The organism is Paraburkholderia franconis (assembly GCF_009362735.1).
Classification (GTDB): domain Bacteria; phylum Pseudomonadota; class Gammaproteobacteria; order Burkholderiales; family Burkholderiaceae; genus Paraburkholderia; species Paraburkholderia franconis.
Genome location: NZ_WHNP01000033.1, coordinates 1 through 13800 on the forward strand (window position 1 = coordinate 1; position 13800 = coordinate 13800).

15 protein-coding genes are annotated in these 13800 nt (G+C 62.2%); 8 read left to right on the forward strand and 7 right to left on the reverse strand.

Annotated elements, in window-relative coordinates; all coding sequences use genetic code 11:
* Nucleotides 1-239 (forward strand): substrate-binding domain-containing protein (locus GCT13_RS28680; protein ID WP_193727782.1); only part of this gene is annotated, 239 nt, incomplete at its 5' end.
* A gap of 394 nt (nucleotides 240-633) precedes the next feature.
* Here the strand turns inward: GCT13_RS28680 and GCT13_RS28685 are convergent.
* The 6 genes from GCT13_RS28685 to GCT13_RS28715 all read right to left on the reverse strand — a co-directional run bounded on the left by GCT13_RS28685 (nucleotide 634) and on the right by GCT13_RS28715 (nucleotide 7580).
* Entirely contained in the window at nucleotides 634-1974 is a 1341-nt protein-coding gene (locus GCT13_RS28685) for an MFS transporter (protein ID WP_152763829.1), read from the reverse strand.
* A gap of 118 nt (nucleotides 1975-2092) precedes the next feature.
* Nucleotides 2093-3331, reverse strand: coding sequence for an ABC transporter substrate-binding protein (locus tag GCT13_RS28690; protein WP_152763831.1), 1239 nt, complete (start codon nucleotides 3329-3331; stop codon nucleotides 2093-2095).
* Nucleotides 3332-3417: 86 nt separating this feature from the next.
* The gene (locus tag GCT13_RS28695) at nucleotides 3418-4404 is read right to left on the reverse strand and encodes an NADPH:quinone oxidoreductase family protein (RefSeq protein ID WP_152763833.1); all 987 of its coding nucleotides are present in this window, start codon (nucleotides 4402-4404) and stop codon (nucleotides 3418-3420) included.
* A complete protein-coding gene (locus tag GCT13_RS28700; protein WP_152763835.1) occupies nucleotides 4401-4817 on the reverse strand; it encodes a CoA transferase in 417 nt (138 codons plus the stop codon). Before GCT13_RS28700 ends, GCT13_RS28695 begins: the two co-directional genes overlap by 4 nt.
* Before the next feature lie 85 nt (nucleotides 4818-4902).
* Nucleotides 4903-6666 (reverse strand): MOSC and FAD-binding oxidoreductase domain-containing protein, encoded by a 1764-nt coding sequence (locus tag GCT13_RS28710; RefSeq protein WP_152763837.1) that lies wholly within the window; start codon nucleotides 6664-6666, stop codon nucleotides 4903-4905.
* 44 nt (nucleotides 6667-6710) lie between these two features.
* Nucleotides 6711-7580: a DUF427 domain-containing protein gene (locus GCT13_RS28715; RefSeq protein ID WP_152763839.1), complete on the reverse strand. Its 870-nt coding sequence runs from the start codon at nucleotides 7578-7580 to the stop codon at nucleotides 6711-6713.
* A gap of 796 nt (nucleotides 7581-8376) precedes the next feature.
* Here GCT13_RS28715 and GCT13_RS28725 point away from each other — a divergent pair.
* Nucleotides 8377-8712 (forward strand): DUF4148 domain-containing protein, encoded by a 336-nt coding sequence (locus GCT13_RS28725; RefSeq protein WP_407670875.1) that lies wholly within the window; start codon nucleotides 8377-8379, stop codon nucleotides 8710-8712.
* Nucleotides 8713-8833: 121 nt separating this feature from the next.
* Here the strand turns inward: GCT13_RS28725 and GCT13_RS49575 are convergent, their stop codons facing one another.
* Nucleotides 8834-8992, reverse strand: coding sequence for a hypothetical protein (locus GCT13_RS49575; protein WP_227747056.1), 159 nt, complete (start codon nucleotides 8990-8992; stop codon nucleotides 8834-8836).
* Nucleotides 8993-9075: 83 nt separating this feature from the next.
* On the opposite strand from GCT13_RS49575, the gene GCT13_RS49580 reads away from it, so the two are divergent.
* The 6 genes from GCT13_RS49580 to GCT13_RS28750 all read left to right on the forward strand — a co-directional run bounded on the left by GCT13_RS49580 (nucleotide 9076) and on the right by GCT13_RS28750 (nucleotide 13706).
* The gene (locus tag GCT13_RS49580; protein WP_227747057.1) at nucleotides 9076-9312 is read left to right on the forward strand and encodes a hypothetical protein; all 237 of its coding nucleotides are present in this window, start codon (nucleotides 9076-9078) and stop codon (nucleotides 9310-9312) included.
* A gap of 6 nt (nucleotides 9313-9318) precedes the next feature.
* Nucleotides 9319-9651, forward strand: a complete 333-nt coding sequence (locus GCT13_RS49585) for a hypothetical protein (protein WP_227747058.1) — start codon at nucleotides 9319-9321, stop codon at nucleotides 9649-9651.
* A gap of 53 nt (nucleotides 9652-9704) precedes the next feature.
* Entirely contained in the window at nucleotides 9705-10424 is a 720-nt protein-coding gene (locus tag GCT13_RS28735) for a DUF1223 domain-containing protein (protein ID WP_152763843.1), read from the forward strand.
* A 506-nt stretch (nucleotides 10425-10930) separates the two neighbouring features.
* Nucleotides 10931-12100 (forward strand): porin, encoded by a 1170-nt coding sequence (locus GCT13_RS28740; RefSeq protein WP_407670872.1) that lies wholly within the window; start codon nucleotides 10931-10933, stop codon nucleotides 12098-12100.
* 330 nt (nucleotides 12101-12430) lie between these two features.
* Nucleotides 12431-13066 carry a sigma-70 family RNA polymerase sigma factor gene (locus tag GCT13_RS28745; protein WP_227747059.1) on the forward strand — a complete coding sequence of 212 codons (636 nt, stop codon included), beginning with the start codon at nucleotides 12431-12433 and terminating at the stop codon, nucleotides 13064-13066.
* Entirely contained in the window at nucleotides 13056-13706 is a 651-nt protein-coding gene (locus tag GCT13_RS28750) for a DUF1109 domain-containing protein (RefSeq protein ID WP_152763846.1), read from the forward strand. The genes GCT13_RS28745 and GCT13_RS28750 overlap by 11 nt, the downstream gene beginning before the upstream one ends.
* Nucleotides 13707-13800 lie beyond the last annotated feature (94 nt).

Here is a 13800-nt window from a genome sequence, read left to right on the forward strand (position 1 = left end):
TGGCGAACGGTGACTACGAAATCGGCTTCCAGCAGGTGAGCGAGCTGCTGCCCGTCCAGGGCGCGACCTTCGTCGGAAAGATTCCCGAGTCTCTGCAGTCCGTCACGCGCTTCGCCGCCGGCATCCCCGTCGGCGCGCAGCATCCGAAGGAAGCGAAGGCGCTCCTCGACTATCTCGCAGCACCCGATGTACAGGCAGAAGTGAGATCGACCGGGCTCGATTCCGTCTCCGCACATTGAGGCAGCACCATGGGAGGGCTTGCCCCAGCCAGCCTTCCCGTCACCCCGGGGTGTCTGTCACGGCGTCATTGGCACCGTCCGGGCAGCCCGCCCGTCTGCGCAGCCCTTGAGGGGTACCGCCGACGTGAAGTGCGACGGGCTGGTTTTGCACAGTCAGCCGTCATTCGTGTTCGGGACGCAGCCGTCTCTTTATGGCCGCTAACGCCCAGTCGGGATCGCTCCACTTCGTTGGCCAGCGTGACGGATTGGCGATTCAGCATTTTTGGCACGAACATGTACATGCTGTACATGTCGAATCTCCACCACGCGCATGCGACCGCAAGTTCATCGAGTTCATGCTGGACCAGGCACGAAAGGCCAGGCGCGGTTCGCCGGCAAGTGCGCCCCATCGAGCTTAAAGGTCGACGTCCTTTGTCTCCGGCCCGATGAGCGCACCGACACACGCAATCGCACCGCCAATGCACAACAACGCGACGGGAGCATAGCGCAGCGGCATCACGGAACCGAGCCAGTTCATATAGAACGCGTAGAACGATGGCAATATCACTGACAGGCTGTAGCCGACGCCAAAACCTGTCGCTCGGATGCCCGTTGCAAACCGCTCGTTGATATATGTGACGATCACGGCCCACGCCGAACTCACTGTAATCGCAAGACCACATACGATCAGCACGACAACGGGCAGTGCCACTCCAGTCGCCCCAATGAGCAAATACAGCAAGACGGCGCCCAACGTGGCCGACAACGCGCCCACAACGGAAAGCATCGTGCGGCGGCCAATCCGTTGCCCCAACATGCCTGCTCCCACATAACTGAAACAGAGTACCGTGTAGGACAGCATGAGCGTCGTTGTCATCTGAAGCGCTGTAAGGCGCAGCGTCTTCAACAAAACGCCAGTGGGAAGGAACAGACCGACGATGTTTTGTGTAAGCCAGAATCCCGTCATCATCAGCAGGACCTGAACAAGATTGCGCAGTGCGGGTCCACTGACGAGGCGGCTGGCGGATGTCGCTTGCGGCTTACCTGCTGACTTGCCTGCCCACACCTCGGATTCCGCAACCTTGCGCACGTAGTAGAGCGCCAGAAGCGCCGCCATGAACGCACCAATCATGAAGGGAATACGCCAACCCCACTGTGCATAGGTAGACTGCGGGCCGCCTACGGGGAACAGCGCGAACATGACCATCGCAATGAGGTTGATTGCCACATAAGCTGCAGGGAATCCCGCGAGAATCAAACCACCTACCAGACCCCGTTGCTCCTTCTTCGAATATTCGATGGCAAGCGGCAATGCGCCCGTGTATCCGCCACCAAGGAAAATGCCGTCGATGAAACGTAGGATCACCAGAATCCAGTACGACGCGATCCCGATTGACTCGTAACCGGGTATCAACGCAATCAGGAAGGTTGCGACACCGAACCCGCTGACAGAGAGAATCGAGGCTGCGCGACGACCGACGCGGTCTGCTATGCGGCCAAACAGCAACGCACCGAGAGGACGTCCAAGCAACGTGGTTATGAACACCAGTGACTCGAGTATCGCCTGATGCCCGCTGGACACGTGCGCCGGCAAAAAGAACGACTGGATCGGCGCGAGGATGATCACCGGAAGATAGATATCGAACATGTCGATGAATTCCGAGAACACCGCGCCCTTGATGGCGTTTTTTCGTTTCTCGTCAATCGGCTCTTCTCGCGCTATTTGCCCGAATTCGTTGACGCGTACAGATTCCATTACAGTCTCCAGTTTTGTACTGCCTACAGGTATTGCTTGACCAAACGGACGGCGCTTGCCGTGACGGTCCCCATCGGGCCGCCCGGCTTGCGCCGTAGCACGGTCAACTTGAGTGCGCCTATTTCCTGACAAGCGAGCAGCCGCTTTCTGCGAGCGGTTCGAAGGCTTCATCCTTCGGAATCACGGAGCGGATCTTGAGCAGGTCCCACTCGCCTTTCGATTCAGATGGCTTCTTGGCTTCCGCGAGATACATGTTGTGCACCATAAGGCCATTTGCTTCGATACGCCCATCCTTCGCGAAGAAATCATTGATGGGCGTCGCACGCATTTTTGCCATCACCTTGTCGCTGTCGGCTGTTCCCGACGACCGGACCGCGCTCAGGTAATGCATCGTCGCTGAGTACATGCCGGCCTGGACCATCGTCGGCATCTTGCCTGTGACCGCGTAGAACTTTTTGGCAAACGCCCGCGTTTGGTCGTCGTGATCCCAGTAGAACGCGGTGGTGAATTGCAGCCCCTGTGCCGTCTTCAGCTCCATTCCCTTCAGGTCGCTGTCGAAAATCAGCAATGGCGCGACCACAACGTTGTTGCGCGACAGGCCAAATTCCGCCGCCTGTTTGACTGCATTCTGCGTATCCCGCCCTGCGTCGGCCAGACCGACTACCTGAGCCTTTGAAGCCTGTGCCTGCATCAGATATGAAGCGAAGTCTGACGCGGACAATGGGTGCTTCACAGAACCCACTACGTCGCCGCCCATCGTCTGCACGACCCGGGTTGCCTGGCTCTGAAGTGAGTTGCCGAATGCGTAGTCGGCCGTTAGAAAGAACCAGCGTTTGTAGCCTGCCTGCATTAGTGCGCGTGCCGTTCCATTTGCAAGGGCATAGGTGTCGTATACATAGTGAACGCCATAAGGTGAGCATTGCTTGCCCGTGAGTTCTGTCGTGGCCGAGCCTGCAAAGATTGTGATCTTCCGTTTCTCGACGCCGAGCTTCTGCAACGCGAGTGCCGATGCGGAATCAGTGGATTCGAGCACGGCCTGAACATCGTCCTGGTCGTACCAGTAGCGCACCTTCGTAGCAGTCACATCGACCTTGTTCTGATAATCCGCCGACAGTATTTCTATCGGGCGGCCCAGCACCGTACCGCCGAAGTCCTGCGCAGCGAGCTTGACGGCCGCCACTCCGCCCGCACCGCCAATCCCCGAGTACACGCCGCTCATGTCGACAATCACGCCGATCCTGAACGGCTCTGCATTCCCCTTGTCGGCTGCTTCGCAGGTGCCGGCTATGACAGTGAGCAAACATGCCGCTACCAGATGTGCGCATACCCAACGTTTCAATCCCGATGACGATTTCATGGTGTGTCTCCTAAGATTAAAAAATTATTATTTTGTATATCTAATTAATAACAATGCCTGGATGCTTTCGTATCGGTGTTTCTCCGTTAGAAGTGAAGAATCACACGCCCCGTCACGGCACGCGTATCGACAGCCTCCAGGCCGTTTGCCGCCTTATCGGCGGGCAACCGTAGCGCAATGCGCGGACGAATCAATCCTTGTTCGAGAAGGTCATGCAACTTCTGTTGCGCCAGGCCTACCCGCTTCGGCTGCCGGTCGCGATAGTCGCTCCATTGCAAACCAGATACCTCGATGTTCTTCACCAGAAGATAATTCGCCTTGATCTGAGGGATCTGGCCACCTGCAAAACCAATCACGACTGCCCTTCCGCACCACCCTAACGCTCTGAGGGCGGCACCGAACACATCGCCGCCTAGCGTGTCCAGAACGATATCGACCCCGCGACCTTTCGTTACTTCGAACACCTGCTGACGCAGACCTTCCCGGAGGTCCGGCATCGACAGATCGATAACATGCGACGCACCATCCGCAAGCGCCTGCTCAGCCTGTTGCGTACGATTCACCGCAGCGATCGCTTTCCCGCCAAGTGCCCGCACAAGTTGCAGCGCCGCAGAACCGACGCCGCCGCTCGCTCCCGTCACAAGCACCATCTCGCCAGCGGCGAACCGGGCGCGTTCCATCAAGGCAAAGAAAGCGGTCTGGAATGGCAACCCCATCGCCACGGCATCATCGAAAGGAATCGCAGCCGGCAAGATCTCGCACCTGTCTTCCGGCACGAGAACGCGAGACGCGTAGGCCCCATATTCCATATGAGCGACGACGCGGTCGCCCGGCCTGATATGACGGACGGACGGTCCGACTGTCACCACCACACCCGCTGCATCCTTTCCCGGCGTGAATGGCAATTGCGGCAAGTTCTGGTACCTCCCCCGGATCACAAGCAGATCCGGATAGTTGATCGCGGAAGCACGGACATCGATGAGAACGTTATTGTCTTTGACCTCAGGGTCCTGAAGATCCGTGACTTCGACTTCGCCGGGTTCTCCAAATTTACGCACTACAACGGCCTTCATAGTTCACCGCCTTTTTTCGCATATGTCTGGAATGACGCAGCGTCCGCGCCGAGCCGTGGTGCATCGAGTGTTTCCTGCCGGGAGCGGAACTGTCTGTCAACGGGCACCGGCAGCGCGGGGATCGTGGCTCCATCGGCGAGTCGCACCGTCCTGTCGAACACGCCGCGTTGCGTGAAGTGCGTATCCGCAGCCGCCTCTGCAAGGTCGACGACACGAACCACACACGTGTCGGTTTCCGCAAATTTGTTCAGCCAGTAGGCAGCCGTTCTTTGCCGGATCGTCAAGGCAATACGATCTCTAACCTCGGGCCCCTCGCCATCGACTTCGGCCAGTTCGGGAACGCCCAGGGCATTTGTCCTGGTCCGGCGGGTGGAGCGAGGGGCTCGATCCAGAGCGGCGCGACTATGCGACATTCGCCGACTTCACCGACCCGGACGGCAACATGTGGACTCTGCAGGAACGCGGCTACCTCGCGCGATGATCCGCGCACGATGCCGCTCACACATCAATCACCACGTCATCCTGCGGCCGCGCGCAGCAGATGAGGACATTGCCCTGTGCGGGTGGATCGAGGGGATCAGGTTCGTAGGCCACGCGACCCGAAACTAGTCCGCTCTCGCAGTTGTGACAGACGCCCGTGCGGCAAGACCACCGCACGGGCACGTCGCACGCCTCGGCCAGCTCAAGAATGCTTTGATAAGCCGAGGCATTCCAATGCGCCGCGATGCCACTGCGCGCAAACGATACGAGTGGACCGCCCTTTGCGTCGTCTTTGGGCGGATGCGGCGCGTGCGCTGACGCATCAACGATACCTGGATTCAACGGCTCTGCACCGTTGAAGATTTCGGCGTGAACGCGCTGCGGCACGACGCCCAGCGCCGTCAGCGCCTCTTTCATGTCTGCCATGAAACGCGTCGGTCCGCAAAGGTAAACGTCCGCCTCCCGCGGGACACCGACTTCTTTCAGGACCGATTGCGACAGATGCCCGGTAGCGTCGATATCTTTGCCGACCCGATCGTGCGATGTGGGCGCGCTATAACACACATAGCTGCGGCCACGGGGCAGCGCGAGCATCAGGCGTCGCGCCTCGGCAGAAAATGGATGATGCCGCCCGTCGTGTGCCGCATGCAGCCACAACACCTGCCGCGTCGAGCATTCCGACGAGAGCGCGTGCAGCATCGCGAGAACGGGCGTTGCGCCGATTCCGGCGCTGAGCAGCACCACAGGTCCGTCACCGGGCTGCAGCACGAAACTTCCACGCGGCGAGCTAACGTCGAGCGTATCGCCCACGCGGACGTGCTCCCGCAGCCAGGTTCCGCCCACTCCGTTGGGCTCGATCTTCACGCTGATCCGATACGTCTGCGTGGAGAGCGGACCGGAGAGCGAGTAACTGCGAAATAGCGGCGGACCGCCCGCAGTCGGATCGAGACGCAACACGACATACTGGCCCGGCAGCGCTCGTTGCAGCGGCAGACCATCCTTGCTCTTCAGCGTGAAAGAAACGACATCTGCCGATTCCTGCTCGATCGTCGATACGGTGAGCGGTCGAAATCCCGGCGGCGCCGCATGCGCCGCTACTGCAGGCACGAGCCCGGCGTTGCCGCTCGCAGCGCCGTTCATGCCGCTTTTCAGCAATGCGTCGAACGAGAAGCGCCATCCGGGTGAAAGCGCTGCGATACGCAACGCGCGTTCGAGTTTTTCGCGCGGATGGTCCGACGAATACAGCAGCGCGTTGATCTCCGCGACAGTCATGCGCTCGTCTGCCTCACCCACCTTCACGATCTCGTCGTTCGCGCCTACTTCGCCTTCCTCGAGCACGCGCAGATAGAAGCCAGGTCTTCCACTCGATGTCAGCAACGCGGGCATACGCGGCTCGTTCGTCCGGATGCCGACGCGATAGCAGGTCACGCGGGGCTGCGTCACCTCGAAAAGCGCACCGCCAATCCGATAACGGTCGCCGATGCACACGGCCGAGTCGGGCAGCCCTTCGACGGTAAAGTTCTCGCCGAACTGGCCATGCACGAAGTCATTTCTCTTTAACTGCGCTTGCCAGTACCGGTACGACTCGATCTGGTAAACGAACACGGCCCGCTGCTCGCCGCCATGCCCCGCCAGATCGCCTTGGCCGTCTTCCGCCAGATTCAGGCGTGCTGCGAAGCAGCGCCCTTGTACGGGGTTCTTCCAGATCCCTGTGTGCACAGTGCGGCCTTTCCACTCGATATCGCGTGGAAGTCCGACGTTCACCGATAGCAGCCGAGCCATATTCCTCCTCCGCAGCGGGCGAGCCCGCCATCGCGCGCCACGCGTTACTGTTGGCGGCCGGGCAGCACCTCGTCGACAGTGAGCTCGCGATCGGGCCCGTGCGGAATCACGGTCTGCCCCGGTTCCAGATGGAGTTGTCGCCCGTCGAGATGCACGGTGACGGCATCCGGCTCGAACGACACCATGTTGGCAATGCGGCGCACTTCCGGATACGTCTCGGGGTAATACCATGCGGCCAGTCGCGCGTCGCCGATGTCGTAGTAGCTGCAGATCCCCTTATAGGGGCAGAACGTCTGGTTGGCGGCGGGCTTCAGTCCGGACTCGTCGATGTCGGCGCGCGGAACGTACCAGCGCGGCGCAAAGCCGGACTCATAGAGCACGAGCGGCCGCGTCGTATCGGCGATGATGCGTCCCTGATGGCTCGCGACGAGCTTTCGCGAAGTCTGCCGGATATCGATGCGGTGGTACGGATCAGCGGCATGGCCGATGATCCGCTCGTCCTCTTCGTAGAAAGCATCCATCGCCCGCCAGGCAAACGCGACGCGTCCCTCCAGCTCACTCGCGCAGGGCGGCAAACGTGTGTGCTGCCAGGCGGCGCGCTGCGCGATCCTCTCGCCAGCGCGCACGACAAACCAGGCACTCGGACCGAGGTCGGCGTGTTGCGTCGTGCGGTCCATTGGTTCCAGGGCGCCCGAAACGATATCGGCTTGCCGAAAATAGGCCACGGGATATCGGCCCGGTTCGAACAGAAGCACGACGTCCTCGCTATCGGCGATCCACGTTCCACCGAAGCGCACACGCATTCGCCGCCGCAACGGTTCGGCGTACAACAGTCTCGCGGGTAGTGCGCCCGGTACCAGAAACCGCCCGATTGCTCCCGTCGAAAGCGGGCCCTGCTGCCACGATAGTCCCATTGCTACTTCTCCTCCGGCGCTCCGCCGTGCTGTTGCACGAACAGCCCTTCAAGGTCACTTGCGAACTCGGCTGGTCATCGGTCTCAATGCTAGGCGGCAGATACAACCAGCGCAATAACGATGTCATTTGCGGTGCAACGCAGAGGCTCCCGGCACGCGTGCCCCATTGCCGGACAATGAGGCAATAGGCCATCGTGAATATTGCGCTCAACAACAGAGCAACGAACGCGCCCGCTGCGTGCGGCCGCATCGGCACCGGGCCTCTACAGCGCAGATCACCATCGCGATCGACGGCATCGATAGCACCATGATGTGGAACGGACAGCCGCGCATCAACGCCACCAGATGCGCAGCTTACCGAGGCGGCGCTCGTCGCAGCGGCGATCCGCGCGGGAGGCGCGGTGGCGCAGGCGACGCACTTCTTCAATAGCCGACGCATTCGACGGTGCGCGCTGCATGCACGCGGCCGCGCGCTGTCGTACATCGTATCGATGCTATCGTCCCGCGACCGCGCGCGTGACAGGATCTGCCGCGTTGCACATTACCTCTCCTCGCGTCGTTGCCTTCCCACGCATGATGTAACCACCGCTTCGATCGCCCCGATCTACTCTTTGCAACCGCAACAAAGTACACCGCGCTGCGCATGCAGCGCATTGGGACATGCGCGCCTGATCGAGCCAAAGACGGCGCAACGCGTCACAGGCGGGCGTTGATTCGAGACACCGCGCATGTCGCCCCAACAATCATTTGCAAGGAGGACAGGACCATGCGAGTTCGCAAGTGCGTCGGTATCGTGATGCTTTCGTTTGCTTCAGCCGCTTATGTGGGCGCTGCGCATGCTCAGGGATTGACGCGCGAGCAGGTGCGGCAACAGTTGCTTGAAGCGCAACAGAACGGACTGGCGTTCGTGACCGACGCGTCGTATCCGGACGTGAGCCCCGTCTATCAGCATCAGGTCGAGCAGATGCGCGCGATGCACTCGCACGACGGCGGCGTCGGCACGCAAGCGAACGGGAGCACGGAATCCGGCGCTTCGACGGCCGCCTCGGAGATGCCGATGCAGACTCATCCCACGTCGCAAGACGACTGTGTCGGACCCGTCAGCTTCTGCAACGTCTATTTCGGCAGCTGACCGCGATGGTCTCCCATCGTAGCCAATCGACTGTCGACGTGTAACCGTTGTCGTGCGGCCAACGAATTAACTTGAACCACTACTCTGCCGCGCACCAATTCGCGAAATGTCCCTTCATTTTTCATGCACGATGTGCGGTCGTTGCTGCCATGACCTGCGCCTGCCGCTCGCCGTCGACGAAGCGCTCGCGTGGATCGCCCGCGGCGGTGACGTGCAGCTGTTTTGCGACGCCATCGTCTGGCCGCAAGATCCGCCCGAAGCCGATGCGCTCGCGCAGCACCGGCGCCGACGCTCTTTCGCGGCGCATAGCGGCGTGCGACCGGTGCGCGTGGCGGTGACGCTGGTCGCAGCGTTCACAGGCCCATGTCCGCATCTGCGTGCAGCGCCCACGACCAGCGCCCCCGGGTGTGCCGCATCTATCCAGTCGAGATCAATCCGTTCGTGCCGCTCGATCCCTCCGCGAAGGCATGTCCTTCCGATGCGTGGTCCGGCACCCATCCGTTGTTGATGCGCGCGGGCCGGCTTGTCGATCCCGACACCGCAGCCCTCATCGCGCAGTCGCGTGAAGCGGACCGGCGCGACCGCGTCGGCAAGGCGTAGCTATGTATGCTGCTCGGCTACGACACCGCTGCGCTCGCCAACGAAGGCTTCGCTGTCTATGCGCCGCAACGCATGCGCCTGCAGGCCGCGTTGCAAGCGGCGCAACATGCAAGCGCGCACGTCGATGATGCCGAGCCGAGTTCACCGCATCCGTGGCATGTCATCACGAATCGTTCGACGACGCTTGCCACGCTGCGCTCGATCGGCGCGACGGCCAACACGGCCGCCGAAGCGCCACAGTCCGCGCACACGCCGGCGTACCTCGGCTTCTTCTCTGACGACACCGCCAACGGCGACCGACGCGAATCACCTGACGCGCCGGGAACGGATCAACTGTAACCTCCCGCGCCGGCAATCGAACTAACGATACCGTCGCCATCTGGAGTCAGCACATGTTCGCCCGTTCTCTCGCTGTCATCTGCGCCGGGGCCGCGGCGCTGCTTGCATCGCATGCATTCGCCGCCGGGCCGCGTCCCGTCGTCGTCGAACTATTCACGTCGCAGGGCTGTTCATCATGCCCGCCGGCCGACCGCTATCTGTCGGAGCTGAGCGACACGCGCGCCGACGTGCTGCCACTGGCATTTCACGTCACATACTGGAATCAGCTTGGCTGGAAAGACCCGTTTTCGTTCGAAGCCGTCGATGAACGGCAGGTGCAATACGTCAAGCGGTCCCGCGACTTTGCGTACACGCCGGAAATGGTGATTGACGGCAAGGCCGAAGTGGTCGGCTCGAATCGCGGCGCAGCCAGCTCGGCCATCGACGATGCGAGGTCCACGGGCGTCACGGCCGCGACAGTCAACGCCGCTCGCGAAGGCAGCGGCGTATCGGTGTCGATCGGCCCTGGGCGAGGACGCGCGCGTGTACTGCTCGTCGGCTACGATGCACGCCACGTCACGCCGATTGGGCGCGGCGAGAACGCAGGCCAGACGCTCACTGAATCGAACATCGTGCGCAGCTTCGCGCCGATTGGCCAGTGGTCCGGCGCGCCGCTCACGCTGCATGCGAACGCCGTCGCCGGCGAACACATGGCGGTACTGCTCGAAGCGCCCGATGGCGCAATCGTCGGCGCCACGCGCGTTGCCGATGGGCGGCAAGCGCCTGCGCGCTGAGCGATCAGGCCGGTCTGCACGCCCGCTTGCATACATGACCGCCGGTTCGTCACACCGTTGACGAACCCCTCTGCTCTGCTCGACCCGGAAGGCGCTCCGTGCCGATCCGTCGTGCCGCGCTTGCCTTGCAGCAAGCCACGCTCGACGACCCGCCTAACGACTCCGACCCGGGGCTCCGACCCGGCCGCGTTCCCGCCGAGGCTCCAACGCCACCTGATGACGCGGCCTGAACGCCAATCCGCTGCCGCAGCAACCGGCTACCGAACGCACAACCTGTCGAGCGGTGCGTCGGAGCACGCATCACCGGATAGCGCCCAAAATCCGCCGACATCGCGCAACACGGATAACCGCGCAACGTCGCAAAGCGGTTCGTAACGATTGCGCCGTCTGCGCCGATTTACCTCTTGTGATCGCTTTCAATCATGCGTCGTTGGGCAGGTCACGACGCGAATGCGCGCACGCCCATTCATACACGAACACAGTCAAAACTTGAGGAGAACACATCCGTGAAGCGAATGCTCATCGCCTGCGCCATCACGCTGCCGATTGCAACGGTGGCCCACGCGCAGTCAGGCGTGACCTTGTACGGTTTGATCGACGAAGGCTTCGAGGCCATCAGCAATGCGCCGACCACGGCGGGCTCACCGGGCGCGCGGCAATACAGACTCGACGCTACCAACGGCCTCAACAGCTCACGCTGGGGCCTGAAAGGTCGCGAGGAACTCGGCGGCGGACTGACCGCGCTATTCCAGCTGGAAAACGGCTTCGAGCTCAACAATGGACGGCTCGGCCAGGGCGGTGCGGAGTTCGGCCGCCAGGCGTTCGTCGGCATCGAGAGCAGACCGTTCGGCACGCTCACGCTCGGCCGCCAGTACGACAGCGTGGTCGATTACGTCGGCAAGCTGGAATTCGGTGATTCGAATGTCGGCACCGCGCATGGCGCGCATCCCGTCGATATCGATAACTTCAACAACAGCCGGCGCACCAACAATGCGGTCAAGTACACGAGCAACGACTACGGCGGCTTCACGTTCGGCGGCGTGTACAGCTTCGGTGGCGTCGCGGGCTCCGTTGCGCGGAATCAGATTTTCTCCGTGGGCAGCGGCTATCACAACGGACCGCTGACGGCAGGCGCCGCGTATCTGCAGGCGCGTAATCCGTCCACGTCGCTTTTCGGCAGCAATCCGTCCGACACGGCGACGGCGAACGGACTGACGGGCACGCCCGTGGTCAGCGGCTATGCGAGCGCGAACGCATATCACGTGATTGGCGCAGGGGCGACATATGCGCTCGGCGATGCGATTCTCGGCGCGAACTGGTCGAACGTGCGCTTCGCGGGCATTGCCGCGCTCGGCAACAGTTCGGCGATCTTCAACAACGTCGAGGCGAGCCTGCAATATCACGTCACGCCGAAGCTGCTCGCGGGCGTCGCTTTCGATTATCTGCATGGCAGCCATGTCTCCGATACGGTCGGCGGCGCCAACTACAGCCAGTTCAGCACGGGCGTCAATTACACGCTGTCGTTACGCACCGATCTCTATGCGGCACTCGACTATCAGGTTGCGAACGGGCGCGACTCGAGCGGACATGGCGCAGTCGCGAATATCGCGGGAGTTTCGCCGTCATCGAACCGTTATCAGGCCGTCGGTCGCATCGGTTTGCGGCATCGGTTCTGACGCGCACTGTCCGCCGGATCTCCTGGAGCGCGCCGCCAAGGCATGCGGCCTTTTCCCGTCGACGCCGGGTACATCCGGCCGGCGGGATTTTTTTTCTTTCGCGCATGAATCGGACAACGCGTGTAACCACGGCGCACATTGGACCGATCTACTCATTAATAGCTCTGCTTCGCGGCGCAGTCCCCGAAACACACGCGCAGCGGGCGTGGTCCTTTTTAATCATCTCACTGCCATGCGCCGTCCTCTTTCGCCTTTCGTGACCGTCGATGGGTCGTGCCAGCCTGCGCGCTTTCACGCGTCGGCACGGTTTTCCACCGATGCGCCGCCGGCATGATCGCGACGCTCGCAACCATGGTGCCAACTGCTTCCGACGACAGTAGTCAGACCACGCGCGGCACCCAAACCGGCACGGCGTCGGACGCCGAGCGGCGGCTCACCGCGCTGCTCGAGGCCTCGATCGCTGGCGACAAGCACGCATATCGACGCTTTCTCGGCGAACTGGCGAAACATCTGCGTACGCGCCTGCGCAAGCATCTTTGGCACCAGGATGCCGATGTCGAGGACCTTGTGCAGGAAGTGCTGATCGCAGTGCACAAGGGGCTCGACACGTTCCGTCCCGACGTGCCGCTCACCGCGTGGATCAGCGCGATCGTCCGGTACAAGCTTGCCGACCACTTCCGCGCAAACGCGCGTCGTGGCGAACTGTTCGAGCCACTCGACGACGACGTCGATGTGACGGGCGCATCGCCGCTCGACTCGCTCGAAGCGCGCCGCGACCTCACGCGGCTACTGGCGACGCTGCCGCCGCGTCAGCGAGAACCGATCGAGCACACGAGGCTATGGGGGCTTTCCGTCGCCGAAACGGCGGCCAGGACTGGGCTCACCGAATCGGCCGTGAAGGTCGGCGTGCATCGCGGCCTGAAAGCGCTTGCCGCGAAAATCAGGAGGAAAACCGATGAAGACTGACGATTTCATCGCCATGCTTGCGGATGGGCCGCGCGCGCCGTCGAGATCGGCGGTGGTGGGCCGGCTTGGTAGCGGCGTCGCATTCAGCGTCGTTGCCGCGCTATTGCTGCTCGCGTTCGTCGTGCCGGGCGGCATACCCGTTCATTCGCTGATCACACGACTCGCGATGACGATGTTCTGGCTCAAGGTCGCCCTTCCGCTGTCGATCACCATAGCCGCCGCATGCATTGCGTCGCGGCTTTCGCAACCTGGCGTGCGCGTCGGACGCGCCTGGCATGCGCTGCTCACGCCATTCATGGCCGTATGGCTCGTCGCACTGGCGACGCTGTTCACCGCACCCGCCGATGCACGCAGCGCATTGATCCTCGGGCATACATGGCGAACGTGTTCGCTGCACATTGCGCTGCTATCTGCTCCCGCCCTTTTCGTGCTGCTGCGAGCGATGCGCAGCCTCGCGCCGACACGACCCGAACTCGCCGGCGCGGCGACGGGGTTGCTCGCCGGCGCCATCGGCGCGCTTGTGTACTGCCTGCGCTGCCCGGAGATGGAGGTGCCATTCTGGGCGACGTGGTATCTGCTCGGCATGACGGCGCCGACGCTGGCTGGCGCACTGCTCGGCCGTCGGATGATGCGGTGGTGAGCGGCCGCGGGCGCGCGCCCATCGCTGATCGCAGGCTGTAGCTTGACGCGTCGATCCTGGCACAGCATCCGTCAGAAGAACTTATGTCCCGCTG

Coding starts and splice junctions, on each gene's coding strand:
- GCT13_RS28715 (WP_152763839.1), bottom strand. CDS start 7,580: ATGGGACTATCGTGGCAGCAGGGCCCGCTTTCGACGGGAGCAATCGGG.
- GCT13_RS28695 (WP_152763833.1), bottom strand. CDS start 4,404: ATGAAGGCCGTTGTAGTGCGTAAATTTGGAGAACCCGGCGAAGTCGAA.
- GCT13_RS28710 (WP_152763837.1), bottom strand. CDS start 6,666: ATGGCTCGGCTGCTATCGGTGAACGTCGGACTTCCACGCGATATCGAG.
- GCT13_RS28690 (WP_152763831.1), bottom strand. CDS start 3,331: ATGAAATCGTCATCGGGATTGAAACGTTGGGTATGCGCACATCTGGTA.
- GCT13_RS28700 (WP_152763835.1), bottom strand. CDS start 4,817: ATGTCGCATAGTCGCGCCGCTCTGGATCGAGCCCCTCGCTCCACCCGC.
- GCT13_RS28745 (WP_227747059.1), top strand. CDS start 12,431: ATGATCGCGACGCTCGCAACCATGGTGCCAACTGCTTCCGACGACAGT.
- GCT13_RS28750 (WP_152763846.1), top strand. CDS start 13,056: ATGAAGACTGACGATTTCATCGCCATGCTTGCGGATGGGCCGCGCGCG.
- GCT13_RS49585 (WP_227747058.1), top strand. CDS start 9,319: ATGCTGCTCGGCTACGACACCGCTGCGCTCGCCAACGAAGGCTTCGCT.
- GCT13_RS28735 (WP_152763843.1), top strand. CDS start 9,705: ATGTTCGCCCGTTCTCTCGCTGTCATCTGCGCCGGGGCCGCGGCGCTG.
- GCT13_RS49580 (WP_227747057.1), top strand. CDS start 9,076: ATGTCCGCATCTGCGTGCAGCGCCCACGACCAGCGCCCCCGGGTGTGC.
- GCT13_RS28685 (WP_152763829.1), bottom strand. CDS start 1,974: ATGGAATCTGTACGCGTCAACGAATTCGGGCAAATAGCGCGAGAAGAG.
- GCT13_RS28725 (WP_407670875.1), top strand. CDS start 8,377: ATGCTTTCGTTTGCTTCAGCCGCTTATGTGGGCGCTGCGCATGCTCAG.